The sequence below is a fragment of the Pseudochrobactrum asaccharolyticum genome, from assembly GCF_003314995.1.
GTDB classification, from domain to species: Bacteria; Pseudomonadota; Alphaproteobacteria; order Rhizobiales; family Rhizobiaceae; genus Pseudochrobactrum; species Pseudochrobactrum asaccharolyticum.
Genome location: NZ_QNRH01000002.1, coordinates 343098 through 366763 on the forward strand (window position 1 = coordinate 343098; position 23666 = coordinate 366763).

The following is a 23666-nucleotide window of genomic DNA, read 5'->3' on the forward strand; positions in this document are numbered from 1 at the left end:
TAACGCAGCACTCTAGTATTTTGTCGATGTAACCTGTTCTTTATTATCGTGATCGCCCGCGGCATAAATACCGGCACTCAGAAACGGAAATATCTTTTCCTTGGAATAGGTATTACCAAACATCATGTCATATTGCACCTGACGATAATCCTGCAAAATCTGCGGAATGGACGGTTGCTGCATCCAGCCTGCATGCGGCGAATAATCTTTATCCAGCAGCATATGGCCGTCAATCACGCTGTATTCCTGATGCACTTTACCGAGAAAGCCGGTGTAATAAGGATGCTGAAGTCCGGCCATTTCCAGTACATAGAGCGGCAGGAAAGACGGGCTGACCGTTCCCACACCCCGCAGGCTGTCAGTGCGGCTTGACCACAGAACCAGCGGTGTCTCATGCTGCGCCATCATATGATCGGCAGTATCGACACGACTTGCCGTGCGGTTTTTCATGAACCCGCTTTCGACATAGACATCGCCCATCGGCGGCAGATGATCGCCGAAAAACACAATAATGGTTTCCCGTTCGCGCTTCTTCGCCCAGTCCATTAACCGTGCCAGATTGATATCCGCATCCTGCGCACCTTGCGCATAAGAACGTACAGAACCTTTTGACGCCTCGCTCACAGCGCTGCCTGCATCGGTTACAACTTTGATTTTGCTGTCCGGATAGCGGCTTGGCGCATAAGGACCATGCCCCTGCAGAGACACACCGAACAGGAAGAGTGGCTTTTCAGCCTCTTCGGCTGCGCGGATAATCTCATTGGTGAATTCTTCATCCGAAGCGAGATGACCTTTTTTCATCAGTTCCGGCAGGTTTTCCTCTGACAAGAATTTATCAAAGCCGAAATTCTCATAAACAGAGCCGCGGTTCCAGAACCATTGGCGATAAGGGTGCAAGGCACGTGTTTCATAGCCCTGCTCACCGAAGAAAGATGCCAGAGACGGAACAGGCCTGCGGACATATTGCTGATAAGGAATGCTGCCATAAGGCAAAAATGCGTTGGAGAAACCGGTCAGCGCCTCGAACTCGACATTCGCGGTCATACCGCCGAATTCCGGTGAAAACACATGGCCGGACTGGTTTGCGCGCACATTTTTGATCGGGTCTTCATCAAAGGCGACACCCGGCAGACGTGAGGGATCCCAGAAGGATTCACTCATAATCATAATCACATCCGGCTTGTCATCATTACGCACAGCAACCGGAACGATCGCGTCCCCATGCGTACCGGCCACGCCGTTCAGGTCGCCATCAGCATCTGCAGGGAACAAATATTCCGCGATGCTTTCAATCCGTTCCTGCGAATAACCATTGGGCGCAGACACATTGGCCATCGGAATATTAAAGATAAAAGCCACAACCAGCCCGTTATGGGCATAGTTTTCTTTCTGATCCCACATCATCGGCACAATGCCCATGCGGTCACGGATATAGGAAAAGCTTGAATAATCAGAAATGCTGCCGAACCAGATCAGTGCAGGTAAGGCAATTGCCAGCCGTGCGCCGCGTGCTGCCCAGCTCAGCTTCGGCATAGAGCGGCGGAAATAGCGCCAGCAAAAATACAGACCTGCAATCGCTGCAAGGGATGCCAGCACGATCAGCACCGCATCCAGCGGACGGTCGCGTACCAGCAAAGGCATCAGATCAATCACCTGACGGGTATAAAGCAGATCACTCGGATAAAGAGGATCGCCGAGATACATGCCTTTTTGCTGACTGAACCATGCAAAGCCGAGCAAAACCGGTGCAACCACCAAAACACTTTGCCACAACCGGCCAAACAGGCCATCGAGCAGCAACATTGTCACGAATACCAGCGCCAATGTCGTCCAGAGCGGGCGGTGGGAAAGCGAGAAAAACAGCTGCCATGAGGCGACAGAACCACGCATCAACCATTCCGTCAGCATCAGAACGGATAAAGTGATTACTGCAGAACCGGTCGTTGCAATCACTGCCCGCCAGAACCAATGCCGGCGTCCGAAATAGGCGCGAAACCGCGCTGTTGCGGCCGCAGCAACAGGCTTTGCCTCTTCATGAATTTTATCTTCAGAAAAGGACGCTGCGTGCGGGGCACTATGGGTGGCAAGGTTGCTCAATGATAACTTCCGGAATGAGCAGGAACATTTTCATCCCTGCAGCGTTACCCCTCCGCACACACCATTTCACTCTGATTAAGCGGCACTTTTACCGATTATCGTAATTTGTCCGGCGGTCACTGAAGGTTCATAAAAACGTCACACAAGGCATAGCTTTTAGGTAAAGCAGCAACATGAAGCAAGATGGCGGGACGGCACCGAGAGCCGAATTTCACAGCCGGATGTCTTTCAGGGCATTTTGATGGTAACAAAAGGCAACATGGTAAATAATCTGCATATTACGACAAAAATTTATCGAAAAAATACATAAGTATTTTCAATGAGATATCAATTTAAGCACCTGTACGCTCCTCTGAAAACCTTAAAAACAGTATCGCGACGCTGTAATGTGGTTTTAAGATTTGTGATGAGTAGTATAGGCTCGGATTTGTGTAAATACGCCCGCCCGGCACCGTCCGGCGTGCGATTTACGGGTTAAAAGCCACGGAGCCTTTATGACAACTGTTCCTTTGTCTCATCAGACCGACTCCTGGCCCTTCATTAAGGCGCCGCTCTCGGAGAGCGATTTTCGGTTGTTATTCACCCAGCACCCGATACCGATGTGGCTTTATGATCCGGTTTCACTAAAATTCTTACTGCTCAATAATGCGGTCTATGATTTTTACGGCTATACGGCAGAACAAATGGCCGGAATGACCATGTTCGATATCCGGCCGGAATGTGAATATGAGCGCATGCGGGCGGCAATTGATGCAGATATTGATTTCGGCAAGCCCCAGCTCTGGAGACATCTGAAAGCCAGCGGCGAGACTGTCGAGGTTGTCACCTATGGCAGACACACTGTTTTTGACGGCAAGCCCGCGGTTCTTGTGATCATTCAGGATCAAACAGAAATCGCTCAGGCACGCCATGAGATCAACCAAACCCGCTCTCTGCTGGACAGTCTGATTAAGAACCTGCCGGTCGGTGTATTCATTAAAGACATGCAGGATGACGGTCGTTACATTCTGTTTAATCAGGCTGCAGAAGCGATAACCGGCAAAAATGCTCTTGAGGTGATCGGTAAAACAGATAGCCAGATTTTCGATGAGGACTATACGCAGCGCTTCGTCAGTGAAGATCGCGATGTCATGGAAAATGACACAACGCTCACTATTGAAAACGATATTCCCCTGCCTGATAATTGCCGCCATGTCAGGGTCGTCAAACGGGCAATTCCCGCGCAAATCGGTGGTAATTCGCGCTACCTTATCGGCCTGATGGAAGACATTACCGAGAAACAGGCATTACAGACACATCTGACACATGCCGCATTGCATGATGCCCTGACCAATCTGCCAAACCGGGTTTATTTCTCACAACATACCAGTAAGCTGTTTTCAACGAGCCAGCCACAGCAGGGTCATGCGCTGTTATTTCTGGATGTCGATCACTTCAAACATATTAATGACAGTATCGGCCATGCTGCCGGTGATGAATTACTCAGTCAGGTGGCACGCCGTCTGCGCACCTATTTAAGACCCGAAGATTTCATTGCCCGTCTCGGCGGAGACGAATTTGCCATCATCCATTCTTTTGACATGAACAATCCTGATTACCGGCAGGAAATCAGCCTGTTTGCCGAAGAAATTACTGAACTGTTTCAGCAACCCTATCTGCTGGAAGACAATTCAGAATATATCGGCTGCACCATCGGCGTGGTTCTCGCCCCGCATGACGGACAGGATATTGATACGCTGTTGCGCAATGCAGATCTCGCACTCTATGCCGCCAAAGCTGACCTTCGCGGGACTTACCGTTTTTATGAAAAATCCATGCGTGACGCCGTTGAAAAACGCCATCGCACCGCCATGGAATTGCATAAAGCCCTGCAGAATGATGAATTTGTTCTGTTCTATCAGCCGATTTTCTCGCTGACGACAGACCAGATCACCGGTTGTGAAGCCCTGCTGCGCTGGCAACATCCGACCCGCGGGCTGATCACACCCGACGATTTTATTCCGATTGCCGAGGATACCGGCATTATCGCCGCGATTGGCGCATGGGCTTTGCAACAGGCCTGTCAGGATGCCACACGATGGCCGGAGAAGATCAGGGTGTCCGTCAACCTGTCACCGGTGCAATTCAACAGCCGTAATATGCTGGATATTGTCAAATCCGCTCTTGCCACCAGCGGATTGCAGGCGAACCGTCTGGAATTGGAAATAACCGAAACCGTTCTGCTCTCCAATACTGCCTATAATACCGAGCTGCTGTTTGAATTGCGTAAGCTCGGCGTGCGTATCGCAATGGATGATTTCGGCACCGGCTATTCATCCCTCAATTACTTACGTACCTTTCCCTTTGATAAGATCAAAATTGACCGCAGTTTCGTCTCCGATATTGATAGCGACAAACGCAATCTGGCAATTTTGCAGGCCGTGGTTTCGCTGGGCAGCGCCTTCAATATTACAACCACTGCTGAAGGTGTGGAGACTCAGGAACAACTGACCCGCCTGAAGAGTGAACATTTCGGCGAAGTGCAGGGATTTTTCACCGGAAAACCGATGCCACAGCCTGAAGTTTGTGACTTCATTGCCAGCCATGATTACTAAAAATTCAAATAATATAGCATTATCAATTAGATAAATTATTATTTGTTTTCTCATATTTTCAACCTTGACCTTCCCATAATGGGAAGCCCTATCTTTCTTTCAACATCAATCAACGCGGACAATCCGCGCCTGAAACTGACAAGAAAGGCAGGGCTCACGACGGAATGTTTTTCCATCGGGCAGGCTCTGAAAACCACTATGACAAATTCTGCTTCTTCCACTGTTCTGCTCTCGGTTGATGGTATGGGCTGCGGCGCATGTGTGGCCAAAATCGAGAAAACCGCCAAAGCCGTTGAAGGCGTCAGCACCGTCAGTGTTGATCTGGTCAATAAACAGGCCAGCATCGGTTTCTCAGCGCCCGCAGATACAGCAACAATTGCCAAGGCGATTGATGCTGCCGGTTATGAAACCACAATCCTCGGCTAAAGAGGGGAGCTTCAACGATGACCAAACATAGCAATCCCGAGCAGATACGCTCCGGCCTGCCCGTTGTTACGCTCGAAATTGACGGCATGACCTGTGCATCCTGTGTCGGGCGTGTGGAAAAGGCATTGCTTGCCTTGCCCGGCGTCAACAGCGCCTCTGTCAATCTGGCAACCCAGCAGGCAACAGTGCGCTTTGATGACAAGCCCGATGCCAATCTGGCAGCAGAAGCGGTTAAAAAAGCCGGTTATACCGCCCATATTCCGCAACCGGCATCGCAGGTGGTGCTGGAAGTGGATGGCATGACCTGCGCATCCTGCGTCGGGCGTGTGGAAAAAGCTTTGCAGGCCTCAACCGGTGTTGCTGCGGCTTCCGTCAATCTGGTGACCAAACGCGCCAATATTACGCTCAGCGATCCGTCGGTCACCCCGCAAATGCTGGCTGATATCGTCACCAAGAGCGGTTATCCGGCACAGCCTGTGGCAAGCACAACGCCTGCCAGCGGGGCAGAGCGCCGTGCAGAAAAAAATGACGCCGAGATTAAAATCCTCAAGCGCGATGTGCTGATTGCCGGTGCGCTGGCATTACCGGTTTTCCTCGCCGAGATGGGCTCGCATCTGATCCCCACACTGCACCATATTATTGACAGCACAATCGGTATGCAGAACAGCTGGCATCTCCAGTTTATCCTGACCACGCTTGTATTGTTCGGCCCTGGCTTGCGCTTTTTCCGTATCGGCATTCCCGCATTGCTGCGCGGCGGACCGGATATGAACTCACTTGTGGCTGTCGGTACATTGGCAGCATGGGGCTTCTCGGTTGTTGCAACTTTCATGCCTGCCGTCCTGCCGGCGCAAACCGTCAATGTCTATTATGAAGCCGCAGCAGTTATCGTTACGCTGATCCTGATCGGCCGCTGGATGGAAGCCCGTGCCAAAGGTCGTACATCCCACGCCATTGCTCATCTGCTCGGACTACAGGCTAAAACCGCCCGCGTGGTGCGTGATGGTGTTACGCAGGATATTCCGCTGGAGGATGTGCGTGCGGGGGATCTGGTACTCGTGCGTCCAGGCGAGAAAGTGCCGGTAGACGGTGAGATCACTGAGGGTACATCTTATATTGATGAATCCATGATTACCGGCGAGCCGGTGCCAGCGACTAAAAATGTCGGTGATACGGTTGTCGGCGGTACGGTCAACAAAACCGGTGCTTTCACCTATCGCGCCACCAAAGTCGGCTCAGATATGGTGATTTCGCAGATCATCCGTATGGTTGAAGATGCACAGGCCGACAAGCTGCCGATCCAGAACCTGATCGACAAAGTGACAACATGGTTTGTGCCTGCGGTCATGCTGGCAGCTTTTGTCACCTTCCTGATCTGGTTTATCTTCGGCCCTGAACCGGCCTTCACCTTCGCGCTGGCCAATGCCATTGCCGTGCTGATTATCGCCTGTCCTTGTGCCATGGGTCTGGCCACGCCAACCTCAATCATGGTTGGTACCGGTCGTGGTGCGGAAATGGGTGTCCTGTTCCGTCGCGGTGATGCGCTGCAAAGTCTGCGTGATGCCGATATTATCGCCTTCGACAAAACCGGCACGCTGACGATCGGCAAGCCTGTTCTCTCGCAGTTCTTCAGCTTTGTCGGCAATCAAGATGATGAAATGCTGGCTTTGGCAGCAGCATTGGAATCCCGCTCGGAGCATCCGATTGCCACAGCGATTGTACAGGCAGCAGAAGAGAAAGGCTTGCAACAGCCGGAAGTGAAGGAATTTGAAGCCGTACCGGGCTTTGGTGTCAGCGGTATGGTTGATGGTCAGGCTGTCCATGTCGGTGCAGAGCGCTTCATGAAAAAGCTCGGCATTGATGTTGCCACTGGTGCGAAAGCCGCAGCACTGATGACGGCCAAAGCACAATCCGTGCTCTATATGGCACGGGGCGGTGTGCTGGTCGCAGCCTTCTCCGTGGCTGACGAACTGAAACCGACAACAAAAGCCACCATTGATGCCCTGCATAAGCTTGGCCTGAAAGTGGCGATGATCACCGGTGACAGTAAAGTTGTGGCCAATGCCATTGCCAAAGAACTGGGCATTGACGAAGTGTCCGCTGAAGTTCTGCCGGATGGTAAAGTGGAAGCACTGAAGCGCCTTGCAGGCTCTGGCCGCAAGATCATCTTTGTCGGTGACGGTATCAATGATGCTCCGGCACTGGCAGCAGCCGATGTGGGCGTGGCTGTCGGCACCGGTACGGATATCGCTATTGAAAGCGCCGATGTGGTGCTGATGAGCGGCGATCTGACTGCTGTTGTGGATGCCATTGCTTTGTCCAAAGCGACAATCCGCAATATCCGTCAGAACCTGTTCTGGGCGTTCTCCTACAATACCGCGCTTATTCCGGTGGCGGCAGGTCTGCTCTATCCGTTTTACGGCATCCTGCTCTCGCCGGTACTGGCTGCGGCAGCTATGGCACTGTCGAGCATCTTCGTGCTGACCAATGCCTTGCGCCTGCGCAGCTTCACCAGCACACGGACATAAAGCTCCATCCTCCCAAGGCTGATGCTTTTAACTAAAAACGCCGCCCTCAACGGGGCGGCTTTTTGTTTAACTCTTTATAATATTGATTTAATTATTATTTTACAGAAATAACAGCTCTACCTCCTGTCAGAATTAACTGTATCTGCGCCGATTCATTTATTCTATCTTCAAATAAATGTGACGCAGCACTTCCCTATATGCTTTGCTGATCTATATTTTTCCCCATCAAATAAAGAAGGGGTGCACTATGTTAGTTTCCTTAACGGCCATCCTCTTTGCGTTCATCGGTATCGCACTTGGCTATGGTGGTATAAAACTCGCCCTGCTGGGCGGCAGCCTTTATTACATTATTATCGCGGCCGGTTTTTTACTGACCGCCTTTTTGCTTTTTACCCGCCGCGCTGCGGCGCTGTGGGTCTATGCCCTGATCATTCTCGGTACACTCGGCTGGGCGATCTATGAGGTTGGCTTTGACTGGTGGCCGCTCGGTTCGCGCGGCGGCATTATTGTGCTGCTCGGTCTGTGGTTGTTGCTGCCGCCGATCCGCAAAGCGCTGAGCCCTGCCAGCAGAGAAATTGCACCCACTGTTGAAGAAGCCCGTGCTGGCAATGCCAGCCCGTTGCCCTTGCTGGCGGCGATTGCTGCTGCACTGATTGTTGCCGGTGTTGCAATCTCAAAAGACCCGCATAATCTTGACGGCTCCCTGCCGACAGAAGAAGTGGCGGCTGCGCCCGATACCGGCAATGCTGTGCCGGATGGTGAATGGCATCAATATGGCCGCACGCAATATGGCCAGCGCTACTCTCCGCTCACGCAAATCACACCGGAGAACGTGGCCAAGCTTGAACTGGCCTGGCAATATCGCACCGGCGATGTGCGCCAGCCGCAGGATGTGACGGAAACAACCTATCAGGTCACACCGCTCAAGATTGAAGACACGCTCTATCTCTGCACCCCGCATAATATTGCCATTGCACTGGATGCGGATACGGGCAAGGAAAAATGGCGTTATAATCCGGAGGTTAGCGCCAATACACAGCGCCAGCACCAGACCTGCCGTGGCGTGACCTATTGGAAAGACCAGACCGTTGCCGCAGATCAGGCCTGCTATGAGCGGGTTTATCTGCCGACATCGGATGCGCATCTGATTGCACTGGATGCCAAGACCGGCCAGATCTGCGAGAGCTTTGCCGACAAAGGCGTGCTCGATCTGACCCGTGGCATGAAATATAATCCGTCCGGCTATTATTATTCCACCTCTCCGCCAACCGCGATTGACGGCAAGATTATTGTCGGCGGCGCCGTGAATGATAATTTCTCGACTGAGGAACAGTCGGGCGTTATCCGCGCCTTCGACATTCTGACCGGTCAGTTGTTGTGGAACTGGGATTCCGGCAATCCCGATGTCACCACACCGATTGCCGAGGGCGAACATTACACAACCAACTCACCAAACAGCTGGTCAGTTTTCAGCGCCGATGAAAAGCTTGGTCTGATTTATATACCGCTCGGCAATCAGGTGCCGGATCAGCTCGGTATGGGACGCAGCGAAGCGGTGGAGAAATATTCCTCATCCATCACCGCTCTTGATGTGAATACCGGACAGGTGCGCTGGGTGCGCCAAACCGTGCATCATGACCTGTGGGATATGGATGTGCCTGCACAGCCGGTACTGCTCGACATTACCAAAGACGGACAGGCTGTGCCTGCACTGGTAGGGCCAACCAAGCAGGGCGATATTTATGTACTCGACCGGCGCACCGGCGAGCCGATCATTCCGGTGACAGAAGTTGCAGCGCCGAAAGGTGCAATACCGGAAGATTTCTCGGCTCCGACACAGCCGCTTTCCGGCCTGACATTCAACCCGCCCCCCTTGACGGAAGCTAATATGTGGGGAGCGACGATGTTCGATCAGCTCGCCTGCCGCATCCAGTTCCGCTCATTGCGCTATGAAGGCCGCTACACCCCGCCTTCCCTGCAAGGCACAATTGTCTATCCCGGCAATTTCGGGGTGTTCAACTGGGGCAGTGTAGCGGTTGATCCGAAACGTCAGGTGATGTTCGGCATGCCGACCTATCTGGCCTTTACCTCGCGCCTTGTGCCTGCGGATCAGATTCCGCCGAAAGGTGAAGATGAAAAAGCCAGCGAACAAGGGCTGAACCGCAATGACGGCGCACCTTACGGCGTATTTATGGGGCCGTTCCTGTCGCCGCTCGGCATTCCGTGCCAGTCGCCGCCATGGGGTTATGTGGCAGGTGTCGATCTGCGTACCGGCAAGATCGCCTATAAGCATAAAAACGGTACGGTTGAGGATATGGCACCGGTGCCAATTCCGCTGAAACTCGGTGTGCCGGGTATCGGTGGCCCGATGATCACCGCAGGCGGCGTTGCCTTCCTCGGTGCGGCTGTGGATGATTATCTGCGTGCCTATGATCTCACCACCGGCAAGCAGCTCTGGCAGACCCGCCTGCCCGCTGGCGGCCAGTCCACACCGATGAGCTATACCGGCAAAGACGGCAAACAATATGTGCTGATCGTGGCTGGTGGTCACGGTTCAGTCGGCACCAAAGCCGGTGATTATGTGATGTCCTATAAATTGCCATAAGCAAAACAGACACGTAAAAAAGGGCGGAAATTCCGCCCTTTTTTACGTCACACGGTTTTACAAAGTGTCTTGGGAGAGAAAATTTAAATTTTACAAATTGTTGAGCGGGTCAGAAAACGCACTTCACGGCCATTATCCAGCGAGAACATACCGCCCCGTCCCGGCACAACATCAATAATCAGATCGGTATGTTTCCATGCTTCATATTGCGAGCGACTGATATAAAACGGCGCACCGCCAATCTCACCCAGTTGCACATCCTGATCACCGATCAGAAAGTCCCCCTGCGCATAACACATCGGCGATGAACCATCACAGCAACCGCCGGACTGATGAAACATCACCGGCCCGTATTCGCTCTGTAATTCGGCAATCAGTTTGAGGGCGTCAGGTGTCGCAGTCACCTTGTTCAACGATGCAGTCTCGGCATTACGATCTGCTTCAGTCATGACACCCTCCTATTTATGGTCTACTTGGTCATATCCATCACGATACGACCTTCGATTTCACCTTTGCGCATCTTGTCGAAAATCGCGTTGATATTCTCCAGCCGGTCAGTGCTGATTGTCGCCTTCACTTTACCATCAGCGGCAAAATCAATCGACTCCTGCAAATCCAGCCTTGTGCCGACAATCGAACCGCGCAGCGTTACGCCATTGAGCACCATATTGAAAATCGACACCGGAAACTCACCGGCAGGCAGACCGTTGAAAGCGATTGTGCCGCCGCGCGACATCATCCCCAGCGCCTGTTGGAAAGCTTTTGGTGAAACCGCTGTTACCAATGCGCCTTGGGCACCGCCATCGGTCAGTTTCTTCACTTCCGCTGCCGGATCATTACTGGTTTTGGCATTGACTGTTGCCACCGCCCCAAGCCGTCGTGCCAGATCAAGTTTGGCATCATCAATATCGACAGCCACAACATTCAGCCCCATGGCCTTGGCATATTGCACCGCCATATGGCCAAGCCCGCCGATACCGGAAATTACCATCCAGTCACCGGGTTTGGTATCGGTAACTTTCAGCCCTTTATAGACAGTCACACCGGCGCAGAGTACCGGCGCGATTTCATTAAACTCAATATTCTTCGGCAAATGACCAACAAAATTCGGATCGGCCACCACATAATCAGCAAAACCGCCATTCACCGAATAGCCGGTATTTTCCTGAGATTCACACAAGGTCTCCCAGCCGCCGAGACAATGACGACAATAGCCGCAAGCAGTGTAGAGCCACGGAATACCAACACGGTCACCTTCCTTGACATTTTTAACACCGGCACCGACAGCGGAAACAAAGCCCACACCTTCGTGACCCGGTATAAACGGCGGATTTGGTTTTACCGGCCAGTCGCCTTCTGCGGCATGTAAGTCCGTGTGACAAACACCGGAAGCCTGAATGGCGACCTGAATTTGCCCCGGGCCCGGCACCGGTACCGGCACTTCATCAATTGTCAGTGGTTTTCCGAATTCCCGCACCACAGCGGCTTTCATCGTCTTTGCCATAACATTCTCCTATTGCAGAAAGAGGGCACTCTTTCTGCTCCATTTATGAAGTCAGCATTGCGAAAGGAGGATGATCCGAATGCCTCGGATCATCCTTTAGATATTATCAGAAGAAGCCCAGTTTTTTAGGGCTGTAGCTCACCAGCATATTTTTGGTCTGCTGATAATGATCGAGCATTTTCAGGTGGTTTTCACGCCCGATACCGGACTGTTTGTAACCACCGAAAGCCGCATGTGCCGGATAAGCATGGTAGCAGTTTGTCCAGACACGGCCTGCCTGAATACCACGGCCAAAGCGGTAAGCGCGGTTGCCATTGCGTGTCCAGACACCGGAACCAAGGCCGTAAAGCGTGTCATTGGCGATCGACAGTGCTTCTTCATCCGTTTTGAAGGTCGTGACCGAAACCACAGGGCCGAAGATTTCTTCCTGAAAAATCCGCATCTTATTGTGGCCTTTGAAGACCGTCGGCTTCACATAGAAACCACCGGCCAGATCACCGCCAAGCTGGTTACGCTCACCGCCGGTCAGCACTTCCGCACCTTCCTGACGACCGATATCCATATAGCTGAGGATTTTTTCCAGCTGTTCCTGCGAGGCCTGTGCGCCGATCATCGTTGCCGGATTAAGCGGATCACCCTGCACAATAGCTTCCACCCGCCTCAGTGCTTTTTCCATGAATTTATCGTAGATTTTCTCATGGATCAGCGCACGGCTCGGGCAGGTACAGACTTCGCCCTGATTGAGCGCAAACATCACAAAACCTTCAATGGCTTTGTCGAGATAATCGTCGTCCTCCGCTGTCACATCTTCAAAGAAGATATTCGGCGATTTACCGCCCAGTTCCAGCGTCACCGGAATGAGATTCTGGCTGGCATATTGCATAATCAGACGGCCGGTGGTGGTTTCACCGGTAAAGGCGATTTTGGCAATACGTGGGCTGGAAGCCAGAGGTTTACCGGCTTCGAGGCCAAAACCGTTGACAATATTTAACACACCGGCCGGCAGCAGATCACCGATCAGTTCTGCCAGCACCAGAATCGAGGCCGGTGTCTGTTCAGCCGGTTTCAGCACCACGCAGTTACCGGCAGCCAGTGCCGGTGCCAGCTTCCACACGGCCATCAGGATCGGGAAGTTCCACGGAATAATCTGCCCGACCACACCCAGCGGCTCATGGAAATGATAGGCAACCGTATCATGATCAATCTCGGAAATACCGCCTTCCTGCGCACGGATCGCACCGGCAAAATAGCGGAAATGATCAATTGCCAGCGGCATATCGGCATTGGTGGTTTCGCGGATCGGCTTACCGTTATCCCAGGTTTCAACTTCAGCCAGTAGTGCCAGATTGTCCTGCATGCGGTCAGCGATTTTATTGAGGATCAATGCGCGTTCTGCGGCGCTGGTTCGTCCCCATGCGTCTTTCGCTGCGTGAGCTGCATCCAGTGCCAGCTCGACATCGGCAGCATCAGAGCGGGCAACCTCACAGAGAACCTGCCCGTTAACCGGTGAAATATTCTCAAAATAACGTCCGGATTTAGGTTCAACCCATTTGCCGCCGATAAAATTACCATAGCGTTTGGCAAATTTCGGATGAACAGTACGGCTTACTTCAACCTTGTTCATTATCTCTCTCCCTGTTTTCCTTCGGTCATCGCTTTCGCATCTCTCCTCAGATGCGAATGCCTGAACTCGAAGATAGTGTTGCGGGAAACACCCCGCTTGTCATGAGGCCAGCGGTGCCTGCACAACAAACTCTTGCCGGTTATGTCGCAAGAATGAGACAGTTTAAGAGACAGTTTTCAATGCCGCGCATGCTGGCCGAGACCACATCATGTTTTACGCGTGTGCTTACAGGCTCAGTCGTTGCGTCTGATCTGCAAACGGTTGAGCTTGCGGTGCAAAGTTGCACGGCTCATACCCAAAATCTTAGCTGCGAGGGAAATTTTTCCCTCAGAGCGGGCAAGTGCACGGATAATCACACCGCGTTCAGCCTCGGCCATATCGGTTGTTTTCTCGGTCAAAACACCAAAGAAATCGGCTGCGGGCACCGGATCTTTCAACCCGTCTTCGCCCAAGCCCAGCGCCAATCGTGCTGAGCGGCTGGCACCGATCACCATATCATCACGATCAATTGCCAGTAATGCGCCGCTATTATGCTCGGCAACAGGCGCCAGCACGATACGGGCTTTCTGGAAATGATAACGGAAATAATCTGTCTCAATCTTGCGTGCCGCTTCATTCACTGCGGCAAATATTAATCCTGCATAGCCCTCTGTCAGATCGGAACGGCAGGACGATACATCAAGCACGGCAACCAATCGTCCTGTATGATCATGGATTGGTGCGACCGAACAGGACAGCCCTGAATTTCTGGCATGAAAGTGCTGATCACGGTGAATTGTCACCGCACGCTGCTCAACAATACAGGTACCGATGCCATTGGTGCCTTCACAGGCTTCACTCCAGACAGCACCCGTCCACAAACCCCATTGATGAAACACATCATCATCGGCAACAGCACCACGCCGTTCGACGGGAACACCCTGACTGTCGGCCAGCAAAACACAGCAACCGATACCGCCGACAGACTGAAACAACCGATCCAGCACCGGCTGTGCCAGATGGGTCAGCGGTTCAACATGCTCCTGCACTTCCCGTAATCTCTGTGCGGTGATGGTTTGAGGTCTGCCGGAATCCTGCGGCTTCAGACCATGCAAACGGGCAGAGCGCTGCCATGAGGCGACTAGCGCGGATCGTGCCGCACCACTGCCACGAATGGCAGAGTGAACCCGCTCCGCATGAGCGCTAAAGACTGACTGACCTGCCGCGGCGGATATTTCGCCTGACTGAATGCTCATTGCTTGCTCTCCTCCAGAGCTTCACTCAGAGTCTGCACAGAGAATGGTAGTCCAGATTTATGCTGCTGTGAAGAGCATTAGGATGAGACTGAAAGGAGGAGAAACTATGACCGCAAAAGCAAACACCGCAGCCTGATTTATCAGGCTGCGGTGTAAACTTAATTCAAAGGAAGAGAGCCGGTTTTATGCTGCTTTCTCATCAAATCCGGTTTCAGTTTTCATGAACTGATCCAGCACAGCGATCTCGTTTGCAGTCAGCACCAAGCCGCGCTTGCTGCGACGCCAGACAATATCTTCTGCCGTCAGCGCCCATTCCTGCACCATCATATAACGCACTTCAACTTCATAAAGATCGGCGCCGAAGTGCTGGCCAAGGTCTTTATAATCCGTTGCATTACCCAAAATCCATTGTGCGCGCGTCCCGTACATACGGAACAGACGTGCCGCATGGGACGGCGTCAGAAAAGGATAATGTGCAGCAAATTTTGCACTCATCCGGCTAAAATCCTGTACCGGAAAATCACCGCCAGGCAGCGGTGCTTTATGTGTCCAGGGTGCGCCTTTTTTGCCGAGAAAATGCTCGATCTTTTGCATCATGTGCTCGGACAAACGGCGATAGGTTGTGATTTTGCCGCCGAAAATATTAATCAGCAGTGCTTTGCCCTCACCGGCATCGTCTTTCAGCACATAATCGCGTGTTGCTTCCTGTGCTTTATCCGCACCGTCATCATAGAGCGGACGAACGCCGGAATAAGCCCAGACGATATCCTCACGCTTAACCGGCTCACGGAAATATTCGCTGGCAGCCGAACACAGATAATCGCTTTCGGCCTCGGTGATTTCCACTTTCGCCGGATCGCCGTGATAGTCCTGATCCGTGGTACCGATCAGCGTGAAATTATTTTCATAAGGAATAGCGAAAATGATACGGCCGTCATTATTCTGGAAGAAATAAGAGCGGTCGCCGTCAAATTTCTTACGCACGATAATATGGCTGCCCTGCACAAGACGCACATTATGCACCTCGGACAGACCTTCCATCCCCGCCAGAACACGATCCACCCACGGGCCTGCCGCATTAACCAGCAGGCGTGAGGTCACTTCATTGGTTTTGCCGGTACGCAAATCCTGCAATGTAATATGCCAGACATCGCCGGCGCGGCGTGCGGCGGTAACTTTGGTGCGGGTACGGATTTCTGCGCCGCGTTCTTTGGCATCCATCGCATTGAGCGCGACAAAACGTGCGTCATCAACCCATGCGTCAGAATATTCGAAAGCTTTGGTGAACAGGTCTTTGAGCGGTGCCGCAGCCTTATCCGTTTTCATATTCAGCGTGCGTGTTGCAGGCAGAAGCTTGCGCCCGCCAATGTGGTCATAAAGGAACAGCCCCAACCGCAACAACCATGCCGGACGCACACCGCCGCGATGATAAGGCAGAATGAAGCGCATCGGTTTCACCAGATGCGGGGCATTGGCCCAGATCACCTCACGCTCCATCAGGGCTTCACGCACAAGGCGAAATTCATAATGTTCCAGATAGCGCAAACCGCCGTGAATCAGCTTGGTAGCGCGGGATGATGTGCCGCTGGCCAGATCTTTCATTTCGGCAAGGCCGGTGCGAAAACCACGCCCGACCGCATCACGCGCAATACCACAGCCGTTAATACCGCCGCCAATAATGAAAATATCATAGTCCGTATTTGCAACCACGTCGCAAGCTCCGCCGAAAATCATGCCAATTCAATACTTAAACACTTCAAGCACGGTAAATTGACACGGCTGTGACACATAAAAACGGCGCACCGGAATCGTTTTCAATCCGGCGATTTTCGCCATATGAAAGCAATATAGTAAAAAACGAAACTAAATCGAGCGAAAAAACGAAACTCAACATAAATAAGGACGCATAAAAAACTGCAAAGCCTTAGCGTTTAACAGCCTCGATCAGTTGCACATCATGGTCAGCACAAATCTGGCGCAGTGACGGCTCAATACATTGATCAGTGATGAAGGTATCAATTTGCGACAAGTGCCCCATGCGTACCGGCGCGCTACGCTCCATTTTGGTGGAATCCGCCACCAGAATAACATGGCGGGCATTGGCAATAATTGCCTGTGCGACCTTCACTTCACGATAGTCAAAGTCGAGCAATGCGCCGTCTGCATCAATGGCAGACACCCCGATAATTGCATAATCCACTTTGAACTGGCGGATAAAATCAACCGCGGCCTCACCGACAATACCGCCGTCACTGGCACGCACCACACCACCGGCAATGATAACTTCAAGCCCTGAATAAACCCGTAAGCGACTAGCAACATTGATATTATTGGTAATTACCATCAGCTGGTTATGCGACAGCAAATGCTGGCTCACAGCTTCAGTGGTGGTGCCGATATTGATAAAAAGCGAGGCACCTTCAGGGATCAGTTCGGCTGCGGCCTGACCGATGGCCTGTTTTTCCGAGGCTGCAATCTGCCTGCGCGCTTCATATTCCAGATTTTCCACACCGGATGGAAACAGTGCGCCGCCATGGGTACGTGTCAGCAATTGAGCGCGGCACAAATCATTGAGATCTTTACGGATTGTCTGCGGGCTGACCTGAAACTGCTCTGCCAGATCATCAACCAGCACCTGCCCTTTCAGCTTGGCCTGTTCCAGAATCGCACGGTGACGCGGAGAGTGCTGCATAAAGATCTGCCTGAATTTACCCATGAACCGGACAACGTGCTGCGTCCGGATATATCCTCCGCGCCCGCTTTGATTATTTTAAACCGTCTCAGGAAAACCGGTTTTCGCTTTTCCTGAAGCAGTTTTGTATATCAGGATAACTAATCACCGGCTGAACACAAGCAGATGAACATCAGATTCAAATAAGTTTGTTTCGTATCAGCACAATTCCACAGACAATTGATCTCAGATCGGCATTGCTATCCGCTCTGCCACGTTGCGTTTATTCACCCACTTCTTCACTTCCGGCTTTTCGGCATGCTGCAAATACAGGGTAAGCGCACTGACCAGATGATAGAGAATAGAAGCTGGCACATGGTCTGAACAATTTGCACCATGGGCATCAAGACGATCAAACCACAAGCCTTCTGGTGCCGGATGAAGATGCCAGCGAAATAAAGTGGCAATCCTCGCCTCAATTTCCGGCTTCAGATCCTGCTCATTATAGCCATCAAGCATGATCGCCGCTTTAATTGCCTCACATTGCTGCCAACTGCGGCTGCCGCGATCAACCGGCCTGCCCTCACGCGAAACAACATTATAGGTCAGACCGGTTGTCCGGTTGATACCCGTTGACAGTGCGCAGCTATAGAGCCGGTGCGCCATCCGGCGGGTTTCATCACAATCAGTGCGGTTGGCATAGTCACTCAGTAAAGCAGCCCATTCGAAATAATGGCCGGGTTCCGTATGCTCACCGCGTACACCGGACATATCCCGCCAACCACGGTGGAAAAATTCTTTCAGACACCAAAAATCACGGTCGAAGAAATAGTCCTTACACAGTTCAACAATCTCATCGGCACGGCTCAAATAAACACCATCTCCGGTCACCTCATGCCATGCAAGGCAGGCTTCCAGATAATGCATATGCGCATTACTTGTCAGCAAGGCCTGCGGGCGATCACGATCATTGCGGTTTTCGTAAAAACCGCCTGCAATATGTGCAAGTTTGCTATCCAGAAATGCGAATGTTTCCTGTCCAAGCTGTAAAGCCTGATTATGCCCCGCCTGATGTGCATAGCTGAGCGCCAGCAACATGCATGTCTGATCGTAAAAATTCTCCCGAGCCTCCACAATCGTACCATCCGCAGTGAAAGATTGCGCCCAACCGCCGCTCCTGTTGCGTCCTTTCTCCTGCATGAAGAGTAGACCATGTGAAACCAAATCAGCCGATGTGCCTGACCATCCGGCAAGCTGACCTTTAGCGAAAGCATAGATTTGCCGTGCCATCGTTCGTGTCCGGCGCGGCCCTGCGACCGGCAGTCCCTGCAATGAAAGGCTCTCATAAAAACCGCCATGCCGGTGATCTGTGCCCTTGATCGCCCAATAGGGCAGCGCCTTTTCAAACAACCAGTCTTTGATATGCTGACGATGGATATCCGGCACATAGACCGGTTGCTCATAGTATAATTCTGCACGCTTGCGCTGTATCAGCTCTTTGACAATCGCCTGCACCTGATGGCTTTGTGTAAGCGGTGCAATGAATGTTGCGTCTTTCAAAGCAATGACAGCCATATCCTTCAAACCGGAAATAGTAAGCAGCCCTGCTTCGCTGCGGATATAGCTATTACTGCAATCATGCGCGATAACATCACCGATCAGAACATTACCGCAATCATCCTGATTATCGTGCTGTTGCTCAAGCTTGCACAGAGATTGCCACGACCCCAGATCACTCCAGATAAATGAAGCCGGTATCAACACTCGCCTGTCAGCTTTTTCCATAATCGCATGGTCAAACGAAATCGCAGGCACCGATTGATACAGGTCCTCTGGCAGAGTGACTGCCTCCGCCGAACAAATAGCATGCTGTAAAGCTCGCTCTGTATGGTGCCAGATATCCGGTGCAAATTGCAGAAATATCTCCCGCATGATACGCGCCCGAAACAGAAAGATACCGGCGTTCCAGAAAAAATTCCCTTGCCGGATAAAGGCTAAAGCCGTTTCATGATCCGGTTTTTCGACGAAACGGGTGATTTTATAGCCGTTACACTCCGGTTCTCCCGCTTCGATATACCCGTAACCGGTTTCCGGACGTTCGGGCAAAAGCCCGAATGTTACGATTGCCCCGCTATTGGCAGCAGGGATGCCCTGCACCACGCTCTGGCAGAATTGTGCCGTAGTCGAAATATCATGATCGGCCGGACATAATAAGATCAGTGCATCATCATAATCCGCCAAGGCTGACAGAGTGGCCAGAGCCGCAACCGCAGCCGTATTCCGCGCCACCGGCTCCAAGATCATGCTGCTGTCAGAACGGGCAGAGATCGTTTTTGCAATCTGCATCTGATGGTTTTGTGCGCCGATCACTGTAATTCTGCTGTTCAAATCAGGCGCAGATTGCAGGCGTTTTAAAGTCGCTGATAACAAGCTGTCTCCACCCGACAACCGGTGGAATTGCTTTGGCTTATCCATGCGTGACAGCGGCCATAAACGTGAACCGCTGCCACCACACATAACAAAACTCAACAAAGGCAAATCTGTGCCGCGCGATGCATTGAGTTTCCGGTTTTCCAGATCAAATGCCATAGCTACCGCCCCCGCTTAAAGCCCCTTCAAAATCAGGAAGTTGTCCTGCCTCAAACCGTGCCAAAACATCATTGACTGCTTGGAGCATGGCGTTGCGCCGCTCAAGTGAGACCGGACTTTCTGCCACCACCACTAAATCGGGCTTGTTTGAAGATGCACGGATCAGCCCCCACGTGCCGTCATCAACCGTAACCCGCACACCATTAATGGTAAGAAGCTCACGGATGCTTTGACCTGCAAACACTCCGCCGGTACTGGCCAGCTCAGAAAAATAGCTCTGTATCCGGCCGATAATCCCGTATTTCTCATGATCGCAGCAGGGAATATTCAGTGTCGGCGTTGCAAAGCTTTGCGGCAATTGTCGGTTTAAAGATGCCAGTGTCTGATCCGGATGCGCTGCCAGCATTTCACAAACCGCAATCGCAGTGGCCAGACCGTCATCATAACCCAACCCCAACGGCTGATTCAAAAACACATGCCCCGACTTCTCAAACCCTGCCAGAGCACGGGTCTCTCCCATCCGCCGCTTGATATAAGAATGGCCCGTTTTCCAATAGTCCACGGTTGCATTATTGGCTTGCAAAACCGGATCTGTGTGAAACAGGCCACTGGATTTCACATCGGCAATAAAATGCGCATCACGATGCTGGTGTGAAAACTCCCGTGCTAACAGCAGTCCGATGCGGTCAGCATAGATAATGTTGCCCTCATGATCTGCCACACCACAGCGGTCACCATCGCCGTCAAACCCGAATGCCAAATCTGCGCCAAAGACCTGCACGGCTTCAGCCATCGCGTTTTGCATCGGAGCCGCTTCCGGATCGGGATTATATTTTGGAAAATTCCAGTTCGGCGTGCAATCGACCTCGATAACCTCACAACCAATCCGGCGCAAAATCTGAGGCGCGAATAATCCCGCTGTTCCATTGCCGCAAACCACCACAATTTTCAGCCGTCGCTTTAAAAATCGCCCTTTTGTTAAAGCCGACGCATAGAGCTTCTCAACATTAGTGATGAAACTATAGTGCCCACCTGTGGCAGATACGGCCTGTTGTCCCAGCACGATGGCTTTCAGTTCCGCCATATCCTCAGCCCCGAAAGTATAAGGGCGTTCGCAACCCATTTTCACACCCGTCCAGCCATTCTCATTATGGGACGCAGTGACCATCGCAACAGATTGAATATTCAATGCAAATTGCGCGTAATAGGCCATAGGCGACAGGGCAAGACCAATATCGCAGACATGCGCGCCGCCGGAAACCAGCCCTTTAACCAGTGCAGTTTTGACTTCAAAAGAATAACTGCGCAGATCATGCCCGACAATAATCGCCGGATCGACACCACGTTGCCGCATCAGATGCGCCAGCGCTGCCCCGACAGCCGTGATACCGGCAAGATTAATCTCCTGCGCACGATCCGATCCGGAGAAACCATACCACCACCGTGCATCATATTCGCGAAAACCTTGCGGAGAGAGAAAAACTGAATCGTCAGTGACAGACTCATCTGTAAAACAGGAAAGCAATTGCTTCATATTGATCGCAGTCGATTGCATTATTTGCTCCTGAAAAGAATCAAAGCACATGCATGACCTGAACGGATGGCACTCCGAACGGTTGAAATTCACTCAAAATCATATTTGCAGTTATGAACCGAGCATAAGATCGAAAAATTCTTTTTGCCAAGTGATATTTTGTAAAAACCGGAGAAATCCAATAGATTTTAATCTGAAAATTTAGATATTAAATAATTGATTATATTGATTTATTTATAAATTCATAATCAAGATCATTACATGAAAACTGTATTAAATGACTGTGTTTTTCCGCCTGAAACCCTACTTCTGAAACCGGCATTTAACCGGCAAAAAGAGCTTTAAAATCAATAATGAACAGTTGTTTTGATTTTTTTGCATAATTCGCTTGCAGAGAGCAAAATGCAGCGCTATAAGCCGCCTCACGGTCAACGGAGCGTAGCGCAGCCTGGTAGCGCACCTGATTTGGGATCAGGGGGTCGGAGGTTCGAATCCTCTCGCTCCGACCATCACACCACAAGTGATGGTCTTTAAATTCTCTTTAAAATTCAATATTTTGAACGTGGATGATTTTTCATCTCACGTTATTTTTGTTTATAAATCCGGCTTCACATATTAACCGGCGATTAACTACGCCAGCAAACTTAGCCGCTCAAAACCCGTTTGCACCACATTTTGTCAAAATTCTTCACGCTATGCTTTTCAGCATTATCACTTGTCGTTCTGTAGCGTTTTTTCGTTGCAAAACGAGATGAGTGTTTCGTCTATAAAGTACCGGCCTGAAAGATTGCGTAAATGAAAAAATTCCTTCTTATTTTTGCTGTTTTTCTGGCTGGCTGTGCCTCCGCGCCAAAATCCGTCAACAATGCCTGTGCGATTTTTGATCAGCGTGATGGCTGGGTCAATAACTGGCATAAGGATGCAAAAAAGGCAGAACGTGACTTCGGCGTGCCGATCCCGATCATGATGGCGACGATTTACACAGAATCAAGCTTCCAGCCTTATGCCCGACCGCCACGTACAAAGCTGCTTGGCTTCATCCCGTGGAAGCGTCAGTCCTCGGCCTATGGCTATTCTCAGGCGCTTGACGGCACATGGGCGCGCTATATGCGTGAAACCGGACGTCATGGTGCAAGCCGTACCAATTTCGGCGATGCTATTCATTTTGTCGGCTGGTATCACAAACAGAGCAATGTCAGTAACGGCATCTCACTGAACGATCCGTATAATCTGTATCTGGCTTATTATTCCGGCCATGGCGGCTACGCCAAAGGCAGCTGGCGCGGCAATGCGATGGTGCAGCGCGCTGCACGCAAAGCCACCAACATCTCCCAGCGTTATGCGGCACAAATGCGTAGCTGCGGTCGCCTGTAACCATAAACCGGCTCAGGCCGGTTCTGTTCCACCATAGGCGATAAAAAACGGATTGGCATAATCGCTTTCAGGCTGCTGGTTCCTTTTGCCATAAATCAGCGGCTGATTATCCAGTGTCAGGGTCTTACCGCCTGCGGCGCGCAGTACCGCATCACCGGCCGCTGTATCCCACTCCATTGTCCGGCTGAAGCGTGGATAGACATCCGCCTGCCCTGAAGCAACCAGACAGAATTTCAGGGAAGAACCAACACTCACGCAAGAAACAATGGCCTGCTCACGCAGATAGGCATCCGTTTCCGGTGTATTATGCGAGCGGCTGGCCACAGCTGTTTTTTGCTCACCGCATTCACGCACGGACAAGCGGGTTTCGGCCGCCAACAGATCCGGCTGCACATCATATTGCCATGCACCGGCCGGTGATCCGCAGTACAGCCTGCCGCTGACCGGCGCATAAACCACGCCACTGACCGGCACACCATTTTCAATCAAAGCAATATTGACGGTGAAGTCACCATTGCGCAGCACAAATTCTTTGGTACCGTCCAGAGGATCGACAAGGAAAAAACGCTCGCGGATTTCAACGGGGCCGTCACCGGCTGCCATCTCCTCTTCTGCAACCACGGAAACTTCCGGCAGGAAGGCACGCAACTGTTTCAGAATAATCGCTTCTGCCACATGGTCTGCCTCACTGACAGGAGATGCATCCGGCTTCAGACTGATCTCACAACCCGTCTCGTAAAACCGCATAATCGCATGGCCGGCATCCAGTGCTGCCTGCTGCATCACTGCCATCAGAGCATCCGTGGCGAGTGATGTCTTTTCCGTTGTCATTCCGATATTCCTCACACCCGTTCAGGGCGACATATACCATTTCCCCCATCGAAG

Annotated in this window: 15 protein-coding genes and 1 tRNA gene; 6 read left to right on the forward strand and 10 right to left on the reverse strand. The window is 51.7% G+C overall.

All coding sequences use genetic code 11. From position 1 onward, the window contains the following. Positions 1 to 12: 12 nt before the first annotated feature. Positions 13 to 2097, reverse strand: coding sequence for an LTA synthase family protein (locus DFR47_RS06120; protein ID WP_245416469.1), 2085 nt, complete (start codon positions 2095 to 2097; stop codon positions 13 to 15). Positions 2098 to 2591: 494 nt separating this feature from the next. On the opposite strand from DFR47_RS06120, the gene DFR47_RS06125 reads away from it, so the two are divergent. The 4 genes from DFR47_RS06125 to DFR47_RS06140 all read left to right on the forward strand — a co-directional run bounded on the left by DFR47_RS06125 (position 2592) and on the right by DFR47_RS06140 (position 10250). After that, the gene (locus tag DFR47_RS06125; RefSeq protein WP_113943510.1) at positions 2592 to 4691 is read left to right on the forward strand and encodes a putative bifunctional diguanylate cyclase/phosphodiesterase; all 2100 of its coding nucleotides are present in this window, start codon (positions 2592 to 2594) and stop codon (positions 4689 to 4691) included. A gap of 198 nt (positions 4692 to 4889) precedes the next feature. Further along, positions 4890 to 5117 carry a heavy-metal-associated domain-containing protein gene (locus DFR47_RS06130; RefSeq protein WP_170137453.1) on the forward strand — a complete coding sequence of 76 codons (228 nt, stop codon included), beginning with the start codon at positions 4890 to 4892 and terminating at the stop codon, positions 5115 to 5117. 17 nt (positions 5118 to 5134) lie between these two features. After that, on the forward strand, positions 5135 to 7645 hold the full coding sequence (locus tag DFR47_RS06135) for a heavy metal translocating P-type ATPase (protein WP_113943512.1): 2511 nt from the start codon (positions 5135 to 5137) through the stop codon (positions 7643 to 7645). Between the two features lie 247 nt (positions 7646 to 7892). Next, entirely contained in the window at positions 7893 to 10250 is a 2358-nt protein-coding gene (locus DFR47_RS06140; RefSeq protein WP_113943513.1) for a glucose/quinate/shikimate family membrane-bound PQQ-dependent dehydrogenase, read from the forward strand. Positions 10251 to 10333: 83 nt separating this feature from the next. On the opposite strand, the gene DFR47_RS06145 is transcribed toward DFR47_RS06140, so the two are convergent. The 8 genes from DFR47_RS06145 to DFR47_RS06180 all read right to left on the reverse strand — a co-directional run bounded on the left by DFR47_RS06145 (position 10334) and on the right by DFR47_RS06180 (position 21428). Further along, positions 10334 to 10699 carry a DUF779 domain-containing protein gene (locus DFR47_RS06145; RefSeq protein WP_113943514.1) on the reverse strand — a complete coding sequence of 122 codons (366 nt, stop codon included), beginning with the start codon at positions 10697 to 10699 and terminating at the stop codon, positions 10334 to 10336. 20 nt (positions 10700 to 10719) lie between these two features. Then, complete coding sequence (locus DFR47_RS06150; RefSeq protein WP_113943515.1) at positions 10720 to 11754, reverse strand: zinc-dependent alcohol dehydrogenase; 1035 nt, start codon at positions 11752 to 11754, stop codon at positions 10720 to 10722. A 106-nt stretch (positions 11755 to 11860) separates the two neighbouring features. Beyond that, positions 11861 to 13378, reverse strand: coding sequence for an aldehyde dehydrogenase (gene adh / locus DFR47_RS06155; protein ID WP_113943516.1), 1518 nt, complete (start codon positions 13376 to 13378; stop codon positions 11861 to 11863). Between the two features lie 233 nt (positions 13379 to 13611). Next, a complete protein-coding gene (locus tag DFR47_RS06160) occupies positions 13612 to 14613 on the reverse strand; it encodes a GAF domain-containing protein (RefSeq protein ID WP_113943517.1) in 1002 nt (333 codons plus the stop codon). A 183-nt stretch (positions 14614 to 14796) separates the two neighbouring features. Continuing rightward, positions 14797 to 16323 carry a glycerol-3-phosphate dehydrogenase gene (glpD, locus tag DFR47_RS06165; protein WP_245416470.1) on the reverse strand — a complete coding sequence of 509 codons (1527 nt, stop codon included), beginning with the start codon at positions 16321 to 16323 and terminating at the stop codon, positions 14797 to 14799. 214 nt (positions 16324 to 16537) lie between these two features. Beyond that, entirely contained in the window at positions 16538 to 17305 is a 768-nt protein-coding gene (locus DFR47_RS06170; RefSeq protein WP_113943950.1) for a DeoR/GlpR family DNA-binding transcription regulator, read from the reverse strand. Between the two features lie 225 nt (positions 17306 to 17530). Continuing rightward, on the reverse strand, positions 17531 to 19873 hold the full coding sequence (locus DFR47_RS06175) for an AGE family epimerase/isomerase (RefSeq protein WP_113943519.1): 2343 nt from the start codon (positions 19871 to 19873) through the stop codon (positions 17531 to 17533). After that, positions 19863 to 21428: a phosphomannomutase/phosphoglucomutase gene (locus DFR47_RS06180; RefSeq protein ID WP_210207267.1), complete on the reverse strand. Its 1566-nt coding sequence runs from the start codon at positions 21426 to 21428 to the stop codon at positions 19863 to 19865. Before DFR47_RS06180 ends, DFR47_RS06175 begins: the two co-directional genes overlap by 11 nt. Before the next feature lie 411 nt (positions 21429 to 21839). On the opposite strand from DFR47_RS06180, the gene DFR47_RS06185 reads away from it, so the two are divergent. After that, positions 21840 to 21916, forward strand: a tRNA-Pro gene (locus DFR47_RS06185). 286 nt (positions 21917 to 22202) lie between these two features. Continuing rightward, positions 22203 to 22781 (forward strand): transglycosylase SLT domain-containing protein, encoded by a 579-nt coding sequence (locus tag DFR47_RS06190; protein ID WP_113943520.1) that lies wholly within the window; start codon positions 22203 to 22205, stop codon positions 22779 to 22781. Positions 22782 to 22793: 12 nt separating this feature from the next. Here DFR47_RS06190 and cysQ read toward each other — a convergent pair whose 3' ends face one another. Then, entirely contained in the window at positions 22794 to 23612 is an 819-nt protein-coding gene (gene cysQ, locus DFR47_RS06195; RefSeq protein ID WP_113943521.1) for a 3'(2'),5'-bisphosphate nucleotidase CysQ, read from the reverse strand. Between the last annotated feature and the right edge of the window lie 54 nt (positions 23613 to 23666).

Bases quoted from the DNA above. Each gene is read 5' to 3' on its own strand.
- DFR47_RS06160 (WP_113943517.1), bottom strand. From the start codon at position 14,613: ATGAGCATTCAGTCAGGCGAAATATCCGCCGCGGCAGGTCAGTCAGTC.
- DFR47_RS06130 (WP_170137453.1), top strand. From the start codon at position 4,890: ATGACAAATTCTGCTTCTTCCACTGTTCTGCTCTCGGTTGATGGTATG.
- DFR47_RS06140 (WP_113943513.1), top strand. From the start codon at position 7,893: ATGTTAGTTTCCTTAACGGCCATCCTCTTTGCGTTCATCGGTATCGCA.
- DFR47_RS06150 (WP_113943515.1), bottom strand. From the start codon at position 11,754: ATGGCAAAGACGATGAAAGCCGCTGTGGTGCGGGAATTCGGAAAACCA.
- DFR47_RS06125 (WP_113943510.1), top strand. From the start codon at position 2,592: ATGACAACTGTTCCTTTGTCTCATCAGACCGACTCCTGGCCCTTCATT.
- DFR47_RS06135 (WP_113943512.1), top strand. From the start codon at position 5,135: ATGACCAAACATAGCAATCCCGAGCAGATACGCTCCGGCCTGCCCGTT.
- DFR47_RS06190 (WP_113943520.1), top strand. From the start codon at position 22,203: ATGAAAAAATTCCTTCTTATTTTTGCTGTTTTTCTGGCTGGCTGTGCC.
- cysQ (WP_113943521.1), bottom strand. From the start codon at position 23,612: ATGACAACGGAAAAGACATCACTCGCCACGGATGCTCTGATGGCAGTG.
- adh (WP_113943516.1), bottom strand. From the start codon at position 13,378: ATGAACAAGGTTGAAGTAAGCCGTACTGTTCATCCGAAATTTGCCAAA.
- DFR47_RS06145 (WP_113943514.1), bottom strand. From the start codon at position 10,699: ATGACTGAAGCAGATCGTAATGCCGAGACTGCATCGTTGAACAAGGTG.
- DFR47_RS06170 (WP_113943950.1), bottom strand. From the start codon at position 17,305: ATGCAGCACTCTCCGCGTCACCGTGCGATTCTGGAACAGGCCAAGCTG.
- DFR47_RS06180 (WP_210207267.1), bottom strand. From the start codon at position 21,428: ATGCAATCGACTGCGATCAATATGAAGCAATTGCTTTCCTGTTTTACA.
- DFR47_RS06175 (WP_113943519.1), bottom strand. From the start codon at position 19,873: ATGGCATTTGATCTGGAAAACCGGAAACTCAATGCATCGCGCGGCACA.